The following is a 20,635-nucleotide window of genomic DNA, read 5'->3' on the forward strand; positions in this document are numbered from 1 at the left end:
GCCCTCCTAGAACCGCGCGCGAATGCCGGCGGAGACCGCGCGGCGTTCGACCGGATAATAGATCGCCGACGTCGGCGTAACGGTAATTGCGGCGCTGATATCGCCGATCGCTTTCTTGCCGGTGATGTTGCGAAAGTCGACGAAGGCATCGATGCCGTTCCTAATCGTCGCGCCGCCGGTGATGCCGATCAGCGCATAGCCGGGGGTCCGGACCTGATTGCGATAGTCGGCGAAGGGTCCGTCGGGGATCCATTCGAGGTTCGGCGCGATATGGAGCGCGTCGGTGCCGAGGCGGAGTTCGGCGCGATAGACATGCGTCGGGACAACCGGCAGGCGATTGTCGCCGAACTGGGCGTCATCGCGGAAGCGGAAGTCGCTGTAGGTGTAGACTTGCCGCAGGCGCAGCCAGCCGGTGGGCGTGAGGTCGAGCCCCGCTTCGACGCCTTGGTGTAGCGTTCTGTCGGCGTTGAAGGTTGCCGCCGGAATATTGCTGTTCGTCGTGAACTGGAGCAATTCGCCCTTCAGTGTCGAGCGGTAGAAGGCGAAATCCCAGTTCGCAAAACCGCGCTTGCCGCGCGTGCCGATCTCGGCGGTCCAGGCGCGTTGCGGGCGGATGTCCGAAACCACAGTGCTCGTCGGCGGGGTGCCGATCGTCTGGAACACTTCGCCGAAGCCCGGAAATTCGGCCGAACGGCTGTAATTGGCGAAGAGCTGGATATCGGCGGCGGGTTCGAACAGCAGGCCGAATTTGGGCGAGAAGGCGTCGAAGTCGATCCGGCCGTCGGTCGCGGGGGTGCTCGAAAAATTGACCGTCCGCTTGCGCCAGCCATCGGCATAGACGCCGCCCGCGATCAGGGTGAGCGCCTCGACCGACCGCACTCGCACCTCGCTATAAAGCGTCGCGGTCTGCGCCTTCTGGTCGGCGTCGAAGGTCAGCGCGCCGCGGCGCCCGCCATTGTTCACGAACTGGCGCGCGTCGGTGGTGCCGCGGCGGATTTCACCGCCGAAGGTGACCTCGATCGGGCCGGTCGCATAGTCGGCGCGGAAGAAGGTGCCGACATCGACCGATTTCTGATCGATGAGCTGGAAGATCGGGTGATGGAGCGACTTGGCGTTGACGAAGCCGCCGACCTCGAGCCGTAAAGCGCCCCAGTCGAAGGTCGTGCGGTTCTGGAGGCGCAGCGAGTCGATGTCGCGTCCCTGATCGCCGGCGACCGCGCCGACGTTGGCGTTGCGCGGGGTCGAAAGCGCCTCGGCCCGCGTCAGCGCGCCGGGGAGTTGCTGATTGATGTTGTTGATGCTCGCATAGAAGCGCGTGCTCACGACATCGCTGAGCTTCAGCCCGACATTGCCCTGGAAGCGCAGGCTGCGGCGTTTTGCATGGTTGCGGTCGCCGTCCGAACGGTCGGCGCTGATCGCCCCCCACGCATCGACCCGATCGCTCGCGACGCCCGCCGAGACGAGACCGCGCGCGCTGTCGAAGCTGCCCAGGTCGGCCCGCAGGTAGATGCCCTGCGCCGTACGCCCGGTCGGGGTCACCCCGTTGATCGCGCCGCCCAATGTGCCCGATCCGAAGCGCAGCGCATTGGCGCCGCGCCAGACTTCGAGATGGTCGAAAAAGATCGGCTCGAGCTCCTGGAAATCGCCATTGTCGTCGGCGAGATTGATCGGAACCCCGTCCTGCAGCAGCGTCAGCCCGCGCATATGAAAGCCGCGCGAGAGGCCCGAGCCGCGGATCGAGAGGCGGACCTCCTGCCCATAACGCGGCTGGAGATAGACGCCGGGAGAGAAGGCGAGCGTGTCGCGCAGGCTCACGACCGATTTGTCGGCATAATCTTCATAGGAGACGATATCGGTGCCGCCGGGCGTTTGCGCGGCGCGCGCTTCGGCGGCGTCGGTGGCGGTGGGTGCGGTGACGATGATGGTCGAATCACCCTCTTCGGCATGGGCCGGAGCGGCGACAAGGCAGGTCGCAAGCGCCAGCAACGGCGCCGCCCCATGGATACGGGTTTTCATGTTTTTTCCTTCACTGAATGCAGTCACGGGCCGCGCCGCGCGAAAGCGCGGGCAGCCGGTCGGTCTGGATCAGGCGAAGGCGGGTGGTCCGGTACTCGGCGGCAGCGGCGAGGCGATGCCCGGCGCATAGCCGAGCGAGCGGACCGCGACCGGGACGGGCTCGACCGCCATCGGCGCGGCGACGAGGATGGGCAGGTCGGGGACGATCGGCGCATTGGCGAGCGCGCCCCATGGGCAATGCTGCTGCGCTTCGCCGGCGTTGTGATCGCCGGCCTTTTCGAGCGGAATCGTCATCGTACCGCCGGGGTTGGCGGGATCCGAACAGATGCGAACGGTGATCGACCCGCCGGCATTGCTTTCGATCATCCAGCCCGGCGCGACGAGCACGCGCGCGGCGAGCGCGAGGAGCAGCGGCACGAGCAGCAATATGCCCGGACGGCGAAAGGCGGCGAGGATGCCCACGGGCCGCGCCTTATGGCGCGGGCACGATGCTGGCAAGCGGACAGATTGCCCTATTCCGCCCCAAGCTATTCCGCCGGCGTCTCGTCGGTCTTCTTGCCCGTGCGCGTCCAAGGATAGAGGAACTGGCCCCAATAGCTGCGCGGCACATCTTCGGGGATGCCGTAATTTTCGGGCCAGCGGTCCTTCGGCAAATGGAAGGTGCCGAACATCTTGTCGATCCACGGGAAATGGATCGCGAAATTGACGTCGAACGCCTCGCGCTCGAGCCCATGGTGCCAGTGATGGAAGCGCGGGGTCGCGATCCAGTGGCCGAGCCGGTTGAAATTGCCCCCGACATTGGCGTGGAGCAGTGACGACCAGACATAGACGAAGCCGATATAGGCCTGCATCACCGATGGCGCGAAGCCCAACGTGAAGAGCGGCAGCGAGGTGATCGAGCGGAGCAGGATGATCTCGACGAAATGCATCCGCGACCCCGCGAGCCAGTCCATCGACTTCGCGCTGTGGTGCACCGCATGGAAGCCCCAGAGGAAGGGGTAGCGGTGGAAGGTGCGGTGGAAGAAATATTGCGCCATGTCCGACGCAACGAGCACGATGGCGAACTGGACGATCCACGGCAGTGACGCGACCCCGGCGCGGAACGTTTCCCAATTGCTCGTATTCTCGTTGATAATCGTGGAGGGTGCGAGCGCGAGGAAGCCCAGCACCTGCACGAACATCGTGCTGACCAGATAATAGAAAAGATCCTCGCGCCATTCGGTGCGGAACAGCCGCTGTGTCCGCCGGTGCGGGAAGGCACGTTCGAGCGGCGCGAACATGAAGCCGGTGACGAGCAGGTTCACGACGAAAAAGTCGAGCCCGAAGAAGATGCCCCAGTCGCGCGTTTCCTGCGGCTGGACGTTCGATCCGCCGACGAGAATCGCGGCGAGACCGATCATCAGCGCGGTGAGGCCAAGCACTTTGCGTGGTCGCAGCAGCAGGCTGAGCAGTGACAGGCCGTAGCTGATCAATAGCGTCGCGTGGACGACGCCGCGGAAACCGCCCCAATTCTTGATGATCTCGAGTTCGGGGGTCGCGAACCAGTCGGGGAAGCGCAGCGCGATCACCATGAAGAAACCGGCGATAGCAAAGAGCAGCCCGAAAAAGCCCGACAGCCAACCGCTGCCGAACCGCCGCACCTCGGTGTGCGATTCGAGGTCGCGCATCAGGTTCTGAAGATAATCACGCTTTGCCATGTGGCCCCCTCACAGCATTTTCGCCGCGCCGTCTGTGACGGCGCGCACGGGTCATTATCACGCTTACCCAATCTTCGTCATGCCGGACTTGATCCGGCATCCATTTCTGCCCCGGCGTCATGGACCCCGGATCAAGTCCGGGGTGACGAAGGGGGAAGCCCTAACCCGCCGCCGCGACAATCTCCGCCCATTGAGCTTCGTCGATCACCTTGATGCCAAGCGCGCTCGCCTGCTTGAGTTTCGACCCCGCTCCCGGCCCCGCAACCACGAGGTCGGTTTTCGCGCTGACGCTGCCCGCGGCCTTGGCGCCCAGCGCTTCGGCCTGCGCCTTCGCCTCGTCGCGGCTCATCGTCTCGAGCTTGCCCGTGAAAACGACGGTCATGCCCGACACCTCGCTCTCGCGCGTCTCGACGACATAGGGTGGCGGCGAGACTTCGGAGAGGAGATCCTCCCACAAGTCGCGGTTGTGCGGTTCGTGGAAAAAATCGGTGAGCGCCTCAGCGACCGCCGGGCCGATGCCGTCGGCGCGGACTTCGAGAATCGCTTTGATGGCGTCCATCTTGCGCGTGACGAATTTGCCCGCGGATTCGCCCTCGCCCTGCGGGTTCGAGTCGATATACGCCTGAATCCCGGCCGCCTTTTCGGGAAGCAGTGCGATATCGCCGACCCCCTTTAGCAGGTCGCGCGCGGTCACCGCGCCGATGTGGCGGATGCCGAGGCCGAAGAGCAGCCGCGCGGCGTCGGGCGTGCGTTTGGCTTCGATCGCGGCGAAGAGATTATCGACCGACTTTTCCTTCCAGCCCTCGCGCCCGAGCAGGTCGGCGCGGTGGCTTTTCAACCGGAAGATATCGGCGGGGCCCTTGTCGAGCCAGCCGAGGTCGAGGAACTCTTGGATGCTCTTCTCGCCGAGCCCTTCGATATCGAGCGCGCCACGGCTGACGAAGTGGCGGAGGCGCTCGAACTTTTGCGCGTTGCAGATGAGGCCGCCGGTGCAGCGCACGTCGACTTCGCCCTCCTCGGCGACCGCCTCGCTGTTGCAGACGGGGCAATGGTCGGGGAAGATGTACGGCACGCGATCCTCGTCGCGGGTCAGGTTCTCGACGACCTGCGGGATCACGTCGCCCGCGCGCTGGATGACGACGCGGTCGCCGGGGCGCACCCCCAATCGGCCGATCTCGTCGCGGTTGTGGAGCGTGACGTTCGACACGACGACACCGCCGACGGTGACGGGGACGAGGCGGCCGACGGGGGTCAGCTTGCCGGTGCGGCCGACCTGGATGTCGATGGCTTCGAGCGTGGTCTGCGCGCGTTCGGCGGGGAATTTATGCGCGATGGCCCAGCGCGGCGCCTTGGCGACGAAGCCGAGGCGCTGCTGCCAGGCGAGGCTGTCGACCTTGTAGACGACGCCGTCGATGTCATAATCCATGTCGGCGCGGCGGCGCTCTATCTCGGCATAATGGGCGAGGATCTCGTCGACCGATTCATAACGTTTGAGCAGCGGCGACACCGGGGCGCCCCAGCGTTCGATCGCCTTCATCACATCAAATTGGGTATCGGCGGGCAGCGCACTGACTTCGCCCCAGCCGTGCGCGAGGAAACGCAACGGACGCGACGCGGTGACGCTCGCGTCCTTCTGGCGGAGCGAACCCGCGGCGGCGTTGCGCGGGTTGGCGAACTGGCGGACGGTGGCGGGGTCGAACTCCTGTTCGCGCTGCGCGGCGAGCGCCCTGCCCTCCTCCATCAGTCGTGCGTTGAGTGCCGTGAAATCGGCCTTGGCCATATAGACTTCGCCGCGGATCTCGAACACGTCGGGCGCGGCGCCCTTCAGCTCCTGCGGGATATCGGCGATGTGGCGGACATTCGCGGTCACATCCTCGCCGACGCTGCCGTCGCCGCGCGTCGCCGCCTGCACGAGCTTGCCCTTTTCGTAGCGCAGCGAGCAGGAGAGGCCGTCGATCTTGTCCTCGGCGGTCATCGCGACGACCGCGCCGGCGTCGAGATTGAGGAAGCGCCGCACGCGCGCGGCGAATTCCTCGACATCCTCGGCGGCGAAGGCATTGTCGAGGCTCATCATCCGCTGGGCGTGCGTGACCTTGGCGAGCGGCGATGCCTCGACCGCCGCGCCGACTTGGCTGTTCGGGCTGTCGGCGCGGATCAGCGCCGGAAAGGCGGCTTCGAGTTCGTTGTTGCGGCGGACGAGCGCGTCGTAATCGGCGTCCGAAATCTCGGGCGCATCCTCGGCATGATAGCGTTTGCTGTGATAGGCGATCTGCTTCGCCAGCCGCATCAGTTCATTGGCGGCGTCGGCCTGCGAAAGGGATTCGATTTCGGTCATGCACCGGTCTTTGCCACCGGCTTGAACTCGGCGCGAGTACCAAATCCTGCGATAAGCGGACGACCCTTTTTGATCGCCGCCTGCACCGCGGGAAGCCCGAGCGAGGCGGCGTGCGCGTCCTTGCTGTCCCATAGTTCGACGATCCAGATCGCGTCCGGGTTCGCGCTGTCCTCGCCGATCAGATAGGCGATATTGCCCGGCATTTCGCCGGTGCCTTCGGACAGGATCGCGACGAGTTCGGCGCGCTTGCCGGGCTGCGCCATCATCTGGCCGAGCAGGCCATATTGGGGATCGGCTTCTTCCATCTTGGCCTCCAGAGCACGCAATTTCGTGGCGGGGAGCAATGCGGCGACCATGGCCAGCAGCGCGGCCATATATTCGCGCCGGTTCATTTCGCGATCACCAGCACATGTACCTCGCGCCGGATGCGAAAGCCGAGCGATTCATAAAGCGCAATCGCGCCGGCATTGTCGGCATAGCTGTGCAGGAACGGCATTTCGCCGCGCGCGACCATTTCGCGCATCACATGGCCGATGAGCGCGCGCGCAAGCCCGCGGCCACGACAATCCTCCCACGTCGACACGCCGCTGACCTCGGCCATCCCGGGAACAAGGATCCGCTGTCCCGCCATTGCAAGCAGTCGGCCGTTTTCCCGGATACCGAAAAACGGACCGTAGCGGTGGGTTTTCGGACCCCAGGGTCCGGGCTTGGCATGCTCGGCGAGCGCGGTCATTTCGGGCGCATCGTCGTCGCCAAGCGGGAGGATCGCGGGCTCGCCATCGCGCGGCGACGGCGGCGCACCCTCGGCGACCATTTGCGCGAGGATAGCGCGCTTTACCTCGCGCGTGCCGGGGGGCACCGGCCAGGGCTCGTCCTCGACGATCCAGATTTCGCCTTCGTCCGGCACCAGGGCCGCGAGCGCAGCCTGCGCCTCTGCGCTGGTGTCGGGAGCCGCGCCGAAAACGCCATAGCCGCGGTCAATCCGCACCGCCGGGCCATCACCCTCGGCGAGATGCGCCTGCCGCCCGGTGAGCATATTCCAGACCGGGCGGTCGAGCGCATGCAATGCCATGGCTCAAGCCCGTTCCATCGCGAGCGTTTCGGTTGCGGGGATTTTCACCCCTTCCATGGCATGCTCGGCATAGGGACCGGCGGGGTCGACCCAATGGAGGAACAGATGCGCCGACCAGCGATTGGGGTTCGGCATCGTCCGTCCGTGCAGACGGTGGACGCCCTGATAAAGCACCGCGTCGCCGGGCAGCATCGGCACCGAACCATAGGCTTCGTCGCCGAAATCCGGATCGGCGCGCTCGCGCGGGGTTTCGATATGCTGCGACCCGACCTCGAGCGGCCAGGCCTTGTCGTCGCTCGCCGCGAGCAGCAGCGACAGGCTGTGCTCGCACGCGTAGCGATCCGAATGGACGTGGCAAACATCGCCCGCGCGGTACATGCGGAAATAGCAGTAGGATGGCTTGAGTTCGGTACCGACGAGCGCACCGACCGCCGGAGTCATGCCCCAGAGAAAGGTCGAAAGCGGCAGATAATGGCGGCCATAAACCTCGACCGCTTCATTCGCGAGCAACGCATGTTTGCGTTTCAGCTTGTCGAACGACACGCCGCCGCGCATCAAATCGCCCTTCATCATGCCGAGCAATGCGTGCGTGACGTCGGTCGGAACAAAGCCGGGGAGCGCGAGATAGCCTTGCTCGCGATAAAGTTGCGCATTCTCGGTCATGTCGGCTCCAGCAGTCGTTCGGCCTGCGCGCGCGCTTCGGCGGTGACTTCGGCGCCCGAAAGCATGCGCGCTATTTCTTCGCGACGGCCGGCTTCGTCGAGTGCGTGTACGCTGGTGCGCGTCACCGTGCCCTCGCTCGACTTGGCGATGATGAAATGCGTCGCGCCCTTCGCCGCGACCTGTGGGCTGTGAGTTACCGCGAGCAATTGCTTGCCCGCCCCGGCGAGCCGCGCGAGGCGTTCGCCGATCGCCGATGCAACCGCGCCGCCGACGCCGCGGTCGATTTCGTCGAAGATGATCGTGTCCGCGCCGCCCTCTTCGGCGAGCGCGACCTTCAGTGCGAGGATGAAGCGCGAAAGTTCGCCGCCCGATGCGATCTTGGCGAGCGGCGCGAACGGGGCACCGGGGTTGGTCGAGATGAGAAACTCGACGCGGTCCATGCCGTCCGCTCCCCAACGATCCGCAGGCAGGCGTTCGACGAGCGTCTGGAAACGCGCAGCGTCGAGCTTGAGTGGCACCAGTTCACCCGCAACGGCAGCATCGAGGCGGGTTGCGGCCTTGGCGCGCTGATCGGACAGCGCCGTCGCGGCGTGGGTGTAGGCCGCGGCAGTTTCGGCGACCGCGGCCTCGAGCTTGGCGAGCCCCGCGCTGCCCCCTTCGATCGCGTCGAGCCTCGCGGCGAGCGTGCCGGTCAGTTCGGCGAGTTCGTCGGGCTGGACATTATGCTTGCGCGCCATCGCGCGGAGTTCGAACAGGCGCGTCTCGGTCGCCTCGAGCCGTTCGGGGTCATATTCCATCGCTCGCGCGGCTTCATGCAGCTTGCTCTCGGCCTCGTCGGCCTCGATGATCGCGCGGTCGAGCCCCGCGAGTGCCTCGGCGAGCAACGGATGATCCCCCGCGAGCCGGTCGAGCCGCCGCGCTGCGCCGCGAAGCTGCGCGGGACCGCTGTCGCTCCCTTCGAACGCTTCCATGATCGCGCCAAGGTCGCCCGCGACCTTCTCGCCCTTTTGCATCGCCGCGCGCGCTTCGGAGAGTTCGGCATCTTCGCCGGGTTGGGGGCCAAGCGCCTGCAATTCGGCGACGCAATGCTCGAGCCATTCGCGGTCGCGTTCGGCCTCCGAAATTGCGGCGCGCGCGGCGGCAAGCCGATCCTCGGCGCCACGCCATGCGGCATGGGCGGCAGCAACGCCGCGGGTGTCGGCGCGCGCATAGGCGTCGAGCAGCGCGCGGTGCCCGGCGGGCGCGAGCAGGCCGCGATCATCGTGCTGGCCGTGGATTTCGACGAGATGGGCTCCGACTTCGCGCAGCAGCGCCGCCGAACAGGGCTGGTCGTTGAGGAAAGCGCGGCTGCCACCGTCGGCCTTCAATGTGCGGCGGATCAGCAGCGGCTCGCCGCTTTCCATTGTGATGTCATTCTCGGCGAGCAGCGCGGCGAGCTTGGTCCCCGATGCTGGCGCGACAAAACTCGCGGTCACCTGGGCCTTGTCGGTGCCCTGCCGCACCAGCGCATTGTCGGCACGCGCACCGAGCGCGAGGCCCAATGCGTCGAGCAGGATCGACTTCCCCGCTCCGGTCTCGCCCGTCAGCACACCCAGCCCGGCCTCGAAATCGAGGTCGAGCCGTTCGATCAGGACGATGTTGGCGATGGATAAAGCGGTTAGCACGAGCCGTCCTTACCGCAGAACAAAGGCAGAATCTATTCCCGGCGAAATCAGGCGCTCGGAGCGTGTTTCTGCATCAGCTTGTAGGCGCGCTCATACCATTCATTGCCCGGATAGTTGGCGCCGAGCACCGCGGCCGACTTCTTCGCCTCCGCCGGGATACCGAGCGCGAGATAGCATTCGGTCAGGCGATAGAGCGCCTCGGGCGTGTGGCTCGTCGTCTGGAATTTGTCGACGACCTCGCGGAAGCGGATCGACGCGGCGAGCCAGTTCGAGCTCCGCTGATAGAAACGGCCGATTTCCATTTCCTTGCCGGCGAGGTGATCCTGCACCAGGTCGACCTTGAGCCGCGCGTCGGACGCATAGCGGCTGTCGGGATAGCGGCGGATCACTTCGCCGAGTGCATTCTGCGCCTGCTGGGTGATTTTCTGGTCGCGGGTGACGTCGCTGATCTGCTCATAATAGCTGAGGCCGATCAGATAATAAGCGTAGGGCGCGTCCTTGTTGCCCGGGTGGATCGCGAGGAAACGCTGCGCGGCCTCGATCGCCGGGGTATATTCGCGGTCCATATAATAGCTGAAGGAGCTCATCAGCTGCGCGCGGCGCGCCCAGGGCGAATAGGGATGCTGGCGCTCGACCTCGTCGAACAGCGCCGCGGCGAGGCCATATTGCCGGCGGTCGAGCCGGTCCTGCGCCGCGCGGTACAACGTGTTGACGTCGCGTGCGACGTAGCGCGTGTCCTTCTTCACATTGCCGCCCCCGGCGCAGGCCGCCAGCATCGGAGTGATCACAAGTGCGGCGGCGAGCAGGCGCATGGTCGCGCGCGAGGGGGCAAAACGAGTCATGCGCGCGGTATAGCCACAGCGCGGATGAACGCAAAATAAATGATGGGGTCCCGGCGCAGCTTTACGGCGCCTTGACGACACAGCCCTGTAGCGCGTTCGCCGGCGCCGGGACGCGGCGCGCGGTCTTGATCGTCACTTGCGGCTCAAGCATCTGGCCGACCATCACGCCCTCGCCCGCGGTCGGGGAGATCGGGGCGTTGAAAATCGCCTCGGCCACCTCGGCGCCCGCGACGATTTCGCCGAACACCGCGAAGCCGACGCCATCGCCGCCGGGCGCGTCGGCGTTGAACCCCTTGATGTCCGACAGGAGCAGGAAGAAGTCGCTCGTCGCATCGCCGGGATTGAGCCGCGCCATCGACAGCGCGCCCTTGCAGTTGGTGAGTCCCGTCTTCGTCGTCGGCTCGTGCGCGATCGGCGGGAAATTCTTGCGTGCGTCGCCGCGGTTGCCCGCCTGCACCAGCTGGTTGGCCGGACCCCAGCTTTTGGTCGAACGGTAGAATTTGAACCCGTCCATCCGCTTGGCATCGACATAGCGCAGGAAATTGCCGGCGGTGATCGGCGCGCGCTTGTTTTCGATCCGCAAGGTAATCGTCCCGAGATCGGTCACAAGCGCGACATAGGGCCGCGTGTCGGCCTCGACCACCGAGGTGACGGGCGCCGGTACCGGCGGCACCGACGGCGGCAATTGGGTCGCCTGCGGCGGAACGGAGGTCGATTGGGCGGCGAGCGCGAGCGCGGAGAGAAGCGTGGTCAGCATGGCGCCGATCATAAACGCAATGCGCCGATCTAGGCGAGTGGTTTCCAGCGCGATTGGAAAATGCCGAAACCCCGTCTAGGCATGCCCACCGAACGAGCGAAAGAGGAATGTGATGAGCGAGACGCCGAACCGTGACGCCGCACCCGAGCCGGCCCGGCCCGCACCGGACCCCACGGCAATCGGAACGCGTCTTCTGCGCTATCTGCCGCTGATCACGATCGCGCATTTCCTGATCGGCCTACCCGCGCTGATCGCGTCGCTCGCGCTCGCCTATTTCGCCTTCGTCCAAGCCGACGCGACGCAGAAGATGCAGACGGGCGGGGTAATGCCCTTCGTCACCTTCGGGACAAGCAATGGGGACAAGGATGGCAACCAGGATATTGCGCTGACGCTGACGAACAATGGTGTCGGCCCCGCGATTCTCGGCCCGATCGAAATCCGCTATGAAGGCAGGCCGATCGCCACCCCGATCGATTTGCTCACGGCATGCTGTACGCGGGATGCGCGCGCCGTGCGCCTTTCCACCTCGCCGTCGACCGGGATCGCCGTGCGCCCCGGAGAAACCATCGAATTCGTCAGCCTGCCGCGCACCCCCGAATCCGAGAAAGTCTGGCAGACACTCAACAAGGAGCGGTGGAAGCTGAAGGTCAGGGCATGTTATTGCTCGATCTTCAACGATTGCTGGGTGACCGAAGGCATGCAGGGATTGCCGAAAGCCGTGAAGAAATGCCCCGCCAACTGGTCGCTCTATCGCGAAGACGCCGGAAACCGGATCGCGGGTGGATCCTAGTTCGGGTAGCGGTCCGGGGTGACGAGGAAGGGGATCGAAGCGATGGGGAAGAAATGACCCAGCACAATCATCGCATTGAATTTCCGGGCGCAGCGCCTATCTTCATGTCGCGGGCCGGGCCCCTCTGACGATCCTGTGGATCGTGATGTCGGACCGCATCGGGGATATCCGATGTTGGCTCGACCTATATGCTTTCCAAGCCACATCGGTACCTCGGTTGGATCACAACTGGGAGTCTATGCGATGTCGCATCCATGTTTCGCCGCTGCCCATGGGCAGAAATCCGACAATCGGTTTCGACCGGTCAGCGGGAGGGTCATGCCATGAGCGGCCCCGCCGTGGGCATGCCCTGCCCCGTTTGCAAGGTGCCGTTGTCGATGAGCGACCGGCAGGGTGTCGAGATCGACTATTGCCCGCAATGCCGCGGCGTGTGGCTCGATCGCGGCGAACTCGACAAGATTATCGAGCGCAGCCAAGCGGCCGAAGCTTCGCCGCCGCCGTCCGCGCCGCCCCAACAAGCCTATCCGCAAAGCGCGCCGCCCGCACACTGGGATCAAGGATACCGCGGACATCACAAGGGCTATCCGAAGCGCCGCAAATCCTTCCTGGAAGAGCTGTTCGACTAAGCTTTTCCCGCATAAAAAAGGGGCCGCTTTCGCGGCCCCTTTCCTTGTTAGATAAACCGAAGGCTTAGTCCTTCAGGAAGTCGGGCACATGGCCCTGGTCTTCCGGACCTTCGCTGCGTTCGCGGCGCGGGCCGCGGTCGCCACGGTCACCGCCGTCGCGGCGCGGGCCACGATCGCGACCACCGCCACGCGGGCCGCGATCGCCACGGCCTTCGCCATCACGGCGCGGACCGCGATCACCGCGCGGTTCGCGCGGCGGGCGGGTGTCTTCCAGCTCTTCGCCGGTTTCCTGGTTCACGACGCGCATCGACAGGCGAACCTTGCCGCGCTGGTCGATCTCGAGGACCTTGACCTTGACTTCCTGGCCTTCGCTGAGGACGTCCGAGACCTTCTCGACGCGCTCGTTGGCGATTTCGCTGACGTGGACGAGACCGTCCTTGCCACCCATGAAATTCACGAACGCACCGAAATCGACCAGGTTGACGACCTTGCCGTCATAGATCTTGCCGACTTCGGCTTCCTCGACGATGCCGCTGATCCACTTGCGGGCCGCTTCGATCTGGTCGAGGTCGCTCGACGAGATCTTGATCAGGCCTTCGTCGTCGATGTCGACCTTGGCGCCGGTGGTCGCGACGATCTCGCGGATCACCTTGCCGCCGGTGCCGATGACGTCGCGGATCTTCGACTTGTCGATCTGCATCGTCTCGATGCGCGGTGCGTGCGCCGACAATTCGCTGCGGGTTTCGCCGAGCGCCTTGTTCATTTCACCGAGGATGTGCGCGCGGCCTTCCTTGGCCTGGTTGAGCGCGGCTTCGAAGATTTCGCGCGTGATGCCCGCGATCTTGATGTCCATCTGCATCGTGGTGATGCCTTCGGACGTGCCAGCCACCTTGAAATCCATGTCGCCGAGGTGATCTTCGTCGCCGAGGATGTCGCTGAGGATCGCGTAATCCTTGCCTTCGAGGATCAGGCCCATCGCGATGCCCGAAACGGGGCGCTTGATCGGCACGCCGGCGTCCATCATCGCAAGCGAACCGCCGCAGACCGACGCCATCGACGACGAGCCGTTCGACTCGGTGATGTCGCTGGTAAGGCGGATCGTGTACGGGAAATCGTCCTTCGACGGCAGCACGGGGTGCAGCGCGCGCCATGCGAGCTTGCCATGGCCGACTTCGCGACGGCCCGGCGCGCCGAAGCGGCCGACTTCACCGACCGAATAGGGCGGGAAGTTATAGTGCAGCATGAAGTTCTGGTACGACAGGCCGTTCAGGCCATCGACCATCTGTTCGCTTTCCTTGGTGCCGAGCGTTGCCGTGGCAATCGTCTGCGTTTCACCACGGGTGAACAGCGCCGAACCATGCGCGCGCGGCAGGAAGTGCGTTTCGGCGACGATCGGACGGATCTGCGTCGTCGTGCGGCCGTCGATGCGCTTGCCGTCCTTCAGGATAGCGCCGCGAACGATTTCGGCTTCCAGCTTCTTGGTCAGCTTGATGCCGGCCATGACTTCCTGAGGGGACAGGCCGTCGGCAGCAAAGCTTTCCTTTGCCTTCGCGCGCGCTTCGTTGAGCGCGTTCGAACGGGCCGACTTGTCGGTCAGCTTGTAAGCGGCAGCGATATCCTTGCCGATCAGCTTCTTGAGCTTGTCCTTGATCGCGGCATTGTCGTCGCCGGCGGCGACTTCCCACGGATCCTTGGCGGCCTGCTCGGCGAGCTTGACGATCGCCTTGACGACTTCCTTGCACGCGTCGTGCGCGAACAGGACGGCGCCGAGCATGACTTCTTCCGACAGCTCATTGGCTTCGGATTCGACCATCATCACCGCATCGTAAGTGGCGGCGACGACGAGGTCGAGGTCGCCCTCGGCAACCTGTTCGTCGGTCGGGTTCAGGATATATTCGCCATTGACGTAGCCGACGCGCGCGGCGCCGATCGGGCCCATGAAGGGCACGCCCGAAATGGTGAGCGCGGCCGACGCGGCGACCATCGCGAGGATGTCGGGCTCATTGTGGCCATCATAGCTCAGGACCTGGGCAATGGCGTTGATTTCGTTGTAGAAACCTTCTGGGAACAGCGGGCGGATCGGACGGTCGATCAGGCGGCTGACGAGCGTTTCCTTTTCGGTCGCGCCGCGTTCGCGCTTGAAGAAGCCACCCGGGATGCGGCCGGCGGCCGAATATTTTTCCTGATAATGGACGGTGAGCGGGAAGAAGTCCTGCCCGTCCTTCACCGACTTCGCGGCGGTCACGGCGCACAGGACGACCGTTTCGCCCAGCGTCGCCATCACGGCGCCGTCGGCCTGGCGGGCAACCTTGCCCGTTTCGAGCGTCAGCGTTTCACCGCCCCACTCGATCGATACTTTTTTCACGTCAAACATGTGGTTTCCTTCGCCCGCCGGGCCCTATGCCGGGCGGGGCCTCTGATTCCGGGCAATCCGGCCCGGGGCGGTTTAGGGCGTCTGTCTGCCCCAATGGCGGTCCCGCCGGATGCGGGAGCGGCCCTGTGGTCCGGCACTTTGCGCGGAGCCAATATGACAGCGGCCCCGGAAATCCGGGGCCGCCAGAAATTCTTATTTGCGGAGACCCAGCTTCGCGATCAGCGCCGAATAGCGGGCCTCGTCCTTCTTCTTGAGATAGTCGAGGAGGCTACGGCGCTTGTTGACCATCATCAGAAGGCCGCGGCGGCTGTGGTTGTCCTTGTGGTTCGCCTTGAAGTGATCGGTCAGGTTGTTGATACGATCGGTCAGGATCGCGACCTGGACTTCCGGCGAACCGGTATCACCCGATGCCCGTGCATTGTCCTTGATGACTTCGGCTTTGCGCTCGGCGGTAATCGACATATTTCTTTTCCTCGAACATCCTTGTTTACAGATTGAAGCCCCGGACCACCTTCAGCGTTCCCGCCAAAGCCTCGATCAGGGCAACGGGACGCATTTCGCTGTCCCTTCCCCAATAGAGCCCGTCATCCGTGCTACCCCCGGTCCAGACACGACCCTGACGGATCGCCCCTGCCGCTTCCGGAGAAAGGTTCAGAGCCGGGATGTCGACCAGCCCTGCCTCGAGCGGCAGAAATACTTCTGATTGCGCGGCCCCTTGGCCGAATGCGTTCAATTTGTCCAGCGAAATCGCCTGTTCCAGATCGAACGGCCCCGCCTTGGTGCGGCGGAGCATGGTGACGTGGCCGACGGTGCCGACGGCGTGCGCGATGTCGCGGGCGAGACTGCGGATATAGGTGCCCTTCGAGACGTGCGCGCTGAGGGTGATTTCTTCCAATTCCTCCCCGGCACGGGGAGGGGGACCATCCGCAGGATGGTGGAGGGGGGTGTAGGCCTCAGCCAACGCTTGAGGCCGCGCACCCCCTCCGTCAGCGCTACGCGCTGCCACCTCCCCATAAGTGGGGAGGATTTGAAGAGAGTGGACCGTCACGCTCCGCGCCTTCATCTCGACCGCCTCGCCCTTGCGCGCGAGGTCATAGGCGCGCTGGCCGTCCACTCTGATCGCCGAAAAAGCCGGCGGCACCTGCTCGATCGGACCGGTGAAGCGCGGCAGCACCGCCTCGATCTCGGCCAGCGTCGGGCGTATGTCGCTGGTCGCGACGACCTCGCCCTCGGCATCGAGGACGTCGGTCTGGGTGCCAAACTTCACGGTAAAATCGTATATCTTGCTCGCATCGAGCATCCGGCCGCAGAGCTTGGTCGCCTCGCCGAGCGCGATCGGGAGCACCCCCGTCGCCAGTGGATCGAGCGTGCCGCCATGGCCGACCTTGACCTTGCCGAGCCCCGCTTCGCGGCACACGCGCTTGACCGCGCCGACCGCCTGCGTCGAGCCGAGCCCCAGGGGTTTGTCGAGGATGATCCAGCCGTTCATCCCGCGCCGCTAGAGCATTTTCAAGTCAGGTGGAACCTGACGGTTCGCAAAATGCGGCAGACCAGAAAATCCGCGGGGTCGGGACTGTCAATTTTGCGCGGCCTTCTCGGCATCGCGCGCCGCCTTGCGCTCTTCCTTCGACGGCGGAGGCGCCGAGGTCACGAAGGACAAAAGCTGGCAGCGTTCGCCGCGCACGATGATCGACGCGAATTTGTCGAGCCGCCCGGCGCCGCGCGTTTCGAAACCGATCGCCTGTGCGAAATCGAGGTCGCGGCAGCGGCCGGCGAAGGTGCCGTAATACCAGTCATTGCCGCGGCCTTGGATCCAGATGCCGCGTTCGCGATCGGCCTGCCAGTTGCGGATCGAACTATCGCTCGGGAAGACGATGCTCGATTCGACGCCGAGCGCGCGTTCATCCTTGGAAGGCTCGTTGGCCGCCGCAGCCGCAGAAAGGGAAAGCAGCACGGCGGCCAGGGAGAGTGCGAGATTCTTTATCATGGCGACTCGCCTAGCAGCCCGCGCCTGAATGGGTGCTGACCCTCAGGACCGCGTCGCCCATTCGTCGGCGAGCAGCGACCATAGCCCGGTGTCGCGGGTGTAGCCGGTCCAGGTGATCCGCTCCGACCGCAGCACACCGTCCTTGTGACAACCGAGTTTCGCGACCGCCGCCTGGCTGCGCTTGTTGCGCTCGTCGATGCGGAATTCGATCCGGCGGATCCCGACCGCGAAAGCGTGGTCGAGCATCAGCTTTTTGACCCGGCGGTTGAAGCCGGTACCGCGTGCATCGGGGTGGATGAAGCTGTTGCCGATCTCGACCGTCTGCGCCGACATGTCGGGGCGCAGCCACGCGGTCATGCCGACGAGCGTCTCGCCGTCGATGATCGCATAGGGCATGCGGCCCGCGCCACCGGTCAGCGCGTCGAAACTCTTGTCGAAATGCTCGGCATCGAAGCTCGACGAATAGATGGGCCAGATATCGACATCGGCCGCGCAGACGGCGCGAAGCGTCTCGCGATGTGCCTCGGTCAGCTTGACGAGGCGGAGGTCGCCATCGGCGAGGTCGACATAAAGCTGCTCAAGCATCGGCAAGTGCCTCGGCGGCCTCGCGCCGTTTCGCCATGAAGTGGCGGCGGCACATTGCGACATAGCGGTCGTTGCCGCCGATCTCTGTCTGCGCGCCCTCGACCACCGCGCGGCCGCTCTCGTCGACGCGGAGGTTCATCGTCGCCTTGCGCCCGCATTCGCACACAGCTTTCAATTCGACGAGCGCGTCGGCGATGCCGAGCAGCGCTGCCGACCCGGGGAAGAGCTCGGCCGAAAAATCGGTACGCAGGCCATAGCAGAGCACCGGGATACCCGTTTCGTCGGCGAGCCGCGCAAGCTCGAGCACCTGCGCGCGCGTCAGGAATTGCGCCTCGTCGACAAGCACGCAGGCGAGCGGACGCTCCATATGCTCGGCGGTGACCGCGGCGAACATGTCGCTGTCGGGATCGAATTTATGTGCCTCGGCCATCAACCCGATGCGACTTGTCACCTGCCCGGCCCCGTATCGGTCGTCGAGCGCCGCGGTCCACAGCATCGTTTCCATGCCGCGCTCGCGATAGTTGAAATCCGCCTGGAGCAGCGTCGTCGATTTGCCGGCGTTCATGCTGGCGTAGTAGAAATAAAGCTTGGCCATGGTGGGTGCGATAACGCGTTCGATGGGCCCCGCCAATCACCAAACCATCGTCACTCTCGAACGAGACGCGTGGCTCGTTCGACTTGATCCGGGGTCCACGACCTCTGCGCCGAATGGACCCCGGATCAAGTCCGGGGTGACGAAGATGTGGGGTGCTTGACTCGCCCCACGCCCCTGTCATGCTGCGCATCAAAAGATGCAGCATAAACAGTGGGGAGAGCTGCCATGCGGCTGATGCCGGTGACCGATGCGATGTTCCTCGTCGCGGAGACGCGCGAGACGCCGATGCATGTCGGCGGGGTCAACCTCTACACTTTGCCCGACAAGGTCGACGAGACCGAGTGGCTGAACGAGATGCTCGCGCTGCTGCGCCAGCAGGAGGGGCTGCGGCGCCCGTTCAGCGAGGTATTGAAGCTCACCCCGCTCGGCCAGTACGGCCCGATCCGCCTCGTCCCCGACAAGGACATCGACATGCACTACCATGTCCGCGCGGCGGCGCTGCCCAAGCCGGGCCGCTACCGCGAGATGTTCGAACTCGCCTCGCGCCTCCACGGCACCTTGCTCGACCGCACCCGCCCGATGTGGGAAATCACGCTAATCTCGGGCCTGCCCAACCGCCAGATCGCGACCTATTTCAAGATCCACCATGCCTTCATGGACGGCGCGAGCTCGATGCATTTCACCAACGCGATGCTGTCGGCCGACCCCAAGGAGAAGCGCAGCTATTCGCCGATGTCGGTCGAGGCCTATGAGGCTTATAAGCGCAAATTCCCTGCCGCGAAAAAGGCGCCGACGCCGAGCATCACCGATCTGAAAGCCATCGGCGCCTTCCTGAAGGAGCAATGGGGCAACAGCGTCGGGGTCACCAAGGCATTGAACCAATATGCCGCGGCGATGTTCGGGCTGGGCGGGGGCGACCTCGCGACGCCGTGGGCCGGGTTGCCGCGCACCAGCTTCAACCGCAACATCACGGGCGCTCGCCGCTTCGTCGCGCAAAGCTGGTCGCTCGACCGTGTGCGCGCGATGGGCAAGGCGTATGACGGCACGATCAACGACGCGGTGCTCGCCATGTGCTCGGGCGCGATGCGCAAATATCTGCAATCGCTGAACGAGCTTCCCGACAAACCACTGAAGGCGATGGCGCCGGTGTCGATCCGCGCCAAGGACGATATCGATTCGGGCAATTCGGTTGCCGCAGTGACCGCGAACCTCGCAACGCATATCGACGATCCGGCCGAGCGCATGCGGACGATCCAGGCGTCGATGAACGCGGCGAAGGCGCAGCTGCGCGAAATGACCGCGCAGCAGATCCAGATCTATACCGCGATCACGCAGATGCCGCAGATGCTGACCGCGCTGACGCGCACCGCCGACAAATTCCCGGCGTACAGCGTCACCATCTCGAACGTCCCCGGCCCGCGCGAGCAGCTCTACTGGAACGGCGCGCGCCTCGACGGCATGTATCCCGCGAGCATCCCGGTCGACGGCATGGCGATGAACATCACGCAGGTGTCGAACAACAAGAATATCGATTTCGGCATCACCGCCTGCCGCCGCAGCGTGCCGCATGTGCAGCGGCTGATCGACTATCTGGAAGACGCGCTGGTCGAACTCGAGGAAGCGGCGGGGATCAAGGGGAAGTAGCCCTCAGGCCTCGCCCTCGTCGCTCGTCAAATCGCGCGCCACCTTCGGATCGCGCAGCAATTTTTCGATATGGCTCGCCTCGTCGAAGCTTTCGTCCGCAAGGAACTTCAGCTTTGCGGCATATTTCATGCGCACCTTCGATGCGACGGTCTTCTGGAGGTAGGCGGTGTTCGTGCGCAGCGCTTTCAGCACCGCGTCCTCGCCCTTGCCGAGCAGCGGCTTCACGAACACCGTCGCGTGGCGGAGGTCGGGGGACATGCGCACTTCGGTGATGCTGACGGGGTGCGTCGCGAGCACATCGTCGTGGACGTCGCCGCGCGCGATGATCTCGCTCAAGATATGGCGCACCTGCTCGCCGACCCGCAGCACGCGGACCGACGGGCCATTGTCCTTTTCGGCTTTCTTCACTTCGCCTTCTTTTCTTCGTCCAGTTTCGCGACGATGCGCGCGATCGAGCGCATGTTACGCGCGGTGCCCTTGCAGCCCAAGCGCCTTTCGATGAAGGGCCCGGTGAGCTTGCTGTCGGCGACGCCGTCGCCATAATCGAGGAACAGCATGCGCTTGCCGAGCGCGAGCTTCTCGCCCCCGCGGCCGAGATGATCGCCGACGAGCCGCTCGAACTGTTCCTTGCTCGGCTGGTCGGTCAGATACATGGTGTGGACGAACTTGTCCTCGTTCGTCCCCGCAAAGGGATTGTCCGACACGCCGGCCGCGAGTTCGTCGCGGTCACGCACGACGACCGCGCTCGTCATGTCGAAACGCTCGTCGACCATCATCGCGAGCTTCTCCTCGAGCCCGCGCGTCGGCCGCGCGTCATGGTCGAACAGCACATTGCCGCTCGCAACGACGGTCTCGACGTTGCTGAACCCCTCGGCCTCGAAGGCCGAGCGCAGGTCGACCATCTTCAGCCGGTTGCCACCGACATTGATGCTGCCGAACAGGGCGACGTAGCGCGCCATGGTGCCGCCTCCCCTTCATGCGGAGCGAA

At 64.8% G+C, this 20,635-nt stretch carries 21 protein-coding genes; 3 read left to right on the forward strand and 18 right to left on the reverse strand.

Annotation, left to right across the window (positions count from 1 at the left end):
• Positions 1–6: 6 nt before the first annotated feature.
• The 10 genes from GGC65_RS10385 to GGC65_RS10430 all read right to left on the reverse strand — a co-directional run bounded on the left by GGC65_RS10385 (position 7) and on the right by GGC65_RS10430 (position 11,058).
• Positions 7–2,016 (reverse strand): TonB-dependent receptor family protein, encoded by a 2,010-nt coding sequence (locus GGC65_RS10385; RefSeq protein ID WP_192647087.1) that lies wholly within the window; start codon positions 2,014–2,016, stop codon positions 7–9.
• 69 nt (positions 2,017–2,085) lie between these two features.
• A complete protein-coding gene (locus GGC65_RS10390; RefSeq protein ID WP_192647088.1) occupies positions 2,086–2,478 on the reverse strand; it encodes a hypothetical protein in 393 nt (130 codons plus the stop codon).
• A gap of 65 nt (positions 2,479–2,543) precedes the next feature.
• Positions 2,544–3,713: a sterol desaturase family protein gene (locus GGC65_RS10395; RefSeq protein ID WP_192647089.1), complete on the reverse strand. Its 1,170-nt coding sequence runs from the start codon at positions 3,711–3,713 to the stop codon at positions 2,544–2,546.
• Between the two features lie 160 nt (positions 3,714–3,873).
• Positions 3,874–6,048 carry an NAD-dependent DNA ligase LigA gene (gene ligA / locus GGC65_RS10400; protein WP_192647090.1) on the reverse strand — a complete coding sequence of 725 codons (2,175 nt, stop codon included), beginning with the start codon at positions 6,046–6,048 and terminating at the stop codon, positions 3,874–3,876.
• Positions 6,045–6,422: a putative quinol monooxygenase gene (locus GGC65_RS10405; RefSeq protein ID WP_225940767.1), complete on the reverse strand. Its 378-nt coding sequence runs from the start codon at positions 6,420–6,422 to the stop codon at positions 6,045–6,047. The genes ligA and GGC65_RS10405 overlap by 4 nt, the downstream gene beginning before the upstream one ends.
• Before the next feature lie 14 nt (positions 6,423–6,436).
• Entirely contained in the window at positions 6,437–7,120 is a 684-nt protein-coding gene (locus GGC65_RS10410; protein WP_192647092.1) for a GNAT family N-acetyltransferase, read from the reverse strand.
• Positions 7,121–7,123: 3 nt separating this feature from the next.
• A complete protein-coding gene (locus GGC65_RS10415; RefSeq protein ID WP_192647093.1) occupies positions 7,124–7,783 on the reverse strand; it encodes a hypothetical protein in 660 nt (219 codons plus the stop codon).
• Positions 7,780–9,447, reverse strand: a complete 1,668-nt coding sequence (gene recN, locus GGC65_RS10420; protein WP_192647094.1) for a DNA repair protein RecN — start codon at positions 9,445–9,447, stop codon at positions 7,780–7,782. Before recN ends, GGC65_RS10415 begins: the two co-directional genes overlap by 4 nt.
• Before the next feature lie 47 nt (positions 9,448–9,494).
• Complete coding sequence (locus GGC65_RS10425; RefSeq protein WP_192647095.1) at positions 9,495–10,289, reverse strand: outer membrane protein assembly factor BamD; 795 nt, start codon at positions 10,287–10,289, stop codon at positions 9,495–9,497.
• Positions 10,290–10,350: 61 nt separating this feature from the next.
• A complete protein-coding gene (locus tag GGC65_RS10430) occupies positions 10,351–11,058 on the reverse strand; it encodes a peptidylprolyl isomerase (protein WP_192647096.1) in 708 nt (235 codons plus the stop codon).
• 100 nt (positions 11,059–11,158) lie between these two features.
• Between GGC65_RS10430 and GGC65_RS10435 the strand changes: the two genes are divergently transcribed.
• Positions 11,159–11,836 (forward strand): hypothetical protein, encoded by a 678-nt coding sequence (locus GGC65_RS10435; RefSeq protein WP_192647097.1) that lies wholly within the window; start codon positions 11,159–11,161, stop codon positions 11,834–11,836.
• 323 nt (positions 11,837–12,159) lie between these two features.
• The gene (locus GGC65_RS10440) at positions 12,160–12,462 is read left to right on the forward strand and encodes a zf-TFIIB domain-containing protein (RefSeq protein ID WP_192649490.1); all 303 of its coding nucleotides are present in this window, start codon (positions 12,160–12,162) and stop codon (positions 12,460–12,462) included.
• 64 nt (positions 12,463–12,526) lie between these two features.
• Here the strand turns inward: GGC65_RS10440 and pnp are convergent, their stop codons facing one another.
• The 6 genes from pnp to GGC65_RS10470 all read right to left on the reverse strand — a co-directional run bounded on the left by pnp (position 12,527) and on the right by GGC65_RS10470 (position 18,003).
• Positions 12,527–14,836, reverse strand: coding sequence for a polyribonucleotide nucleotidyltransferase (gene pnp, locus GGC65_RS10445; protein WP_192647098.1), 2,310 nt, complete (start codon positions 14,834–14,836; stop codon positions 12,527–12,529).
• Positions 14,837–15,028: 192 nt separating this feature from the next.
• Positions 15,029–15,298: a 30S ribosomal protein S15 gene (rpsO, locus tag GGC65_RS10450; protein WP_192647099.1), complete on the reverse strand. Its 270-nt coding sequence runs from the start codon at positions 15,296–15,298 to the stop codon at positions 15,029–15,031.
• Positions 15,299–15,323: 25 nt separating this feature from the next.
• Complete coding sequence (gene truB / locus GGC65_RS10455; RefSeq protein ID WP_192647100.1) at positions 15,324–16,325, reverse strand: tRNA pseudouridine(55) synthase TruB; 1,002 nt, start codon at positions 16,323–16,325, stop codon at positions 15,324–15,326.
• Positions 16,326–16,412: 87 nt separating this feature from the next.
• On the reverse strand, positions 16,413–16,823 hold the full coding sequence (locus GGC65_RS10460; RefSeq protein WP_225940768.1) for a DUF6491 family protein: 411 nt from the start codon (positions 16,821–16,823) through the stop codon (positions 16,413–16,415).
• A 42-nt stretch (positions 16,824–16,865) separates the two neighbouring features.
• Entirely contained in the window at positions 16,866–17,408 is a 543-nt protein-coding gene (locus GGC65_RS10465) for a GNAT family N-acetyltransferase (RefSeq protein WP_192647101.1), read from the reverse strand.
• The gene (locus GGC65_RS10470; protein WP_192647102.1) at positions 17,401–18,003 is read right to left on the reverse strand and encodes a thymidine kinase; all 603 of its coding nucleotides are present in this window, start codon (positions 18,001–18,003) and stop codon (positions 17,401–17,403) included. The genes GGC65_RS10465 and GGC65_RS10470 overlap by 8 nt, the downstream gene beginning before the upstream one ends.
• A 225-nt stretch (positions 18,004–18,228) precedes the next feature.
• Here GGC65_RS10470 and GGC65_RS10475 point away from each other — a divergent pair, with 225 nt between their 5' ends.
• Positions 18,229–19,647, forward strand: coding sequence for a WS/DGAT/MGAT family O-acyltransferase (locus GGC65_RS10475; protein WP_192647103.1), 1,419 nt, complete (start codon positions 18,229–18,231; stop codon positions 19,645–19,647).
• A gap of 3 nt (positions 19,648–19,650) precedes the next feature.
• Here the strand turns inward: GGC65_RS10475 and rbfA are convergent, their stop codons facing one another.
• Positions 19,651–20,055, reverse strand: a complete 405-nt coding sequence (gene rbfA, locus GGC65_RS10480) for a 30S ribosome-binding factor RbfA (protein ID WP_192647104.1) — start codon at positions 20,053–20,055, stop codon at positions 19,651–19,653.
• Positions 20,052–20,606 (reverse strand): DUF1697 domain-containing protein, encoded by a 555-nt coding sequence (locus GGC65_RS10485; RefSeq protein WP_192647105.1) that lies wholly within the window; start codon positions 20,604–20,606, stop codon positions 20,052–20,054. The genes rbfA and GGC65_RS10485 overlap by 4 nt, the downstream gene beginning before the upstream one ends.
• Positions 20,607–20,635: the final 29 nt, after the last annotated feature.

The sequence above is a fragment of the Sphingopyxis sp. OAS728 genome (assembly GCF_014873485.1).
GTDB lineage: Bacteria > Pseudomonadota > Alphaproteobacteria > Sphingomonadales > Sphingomonadaceae > Sphingopyxis.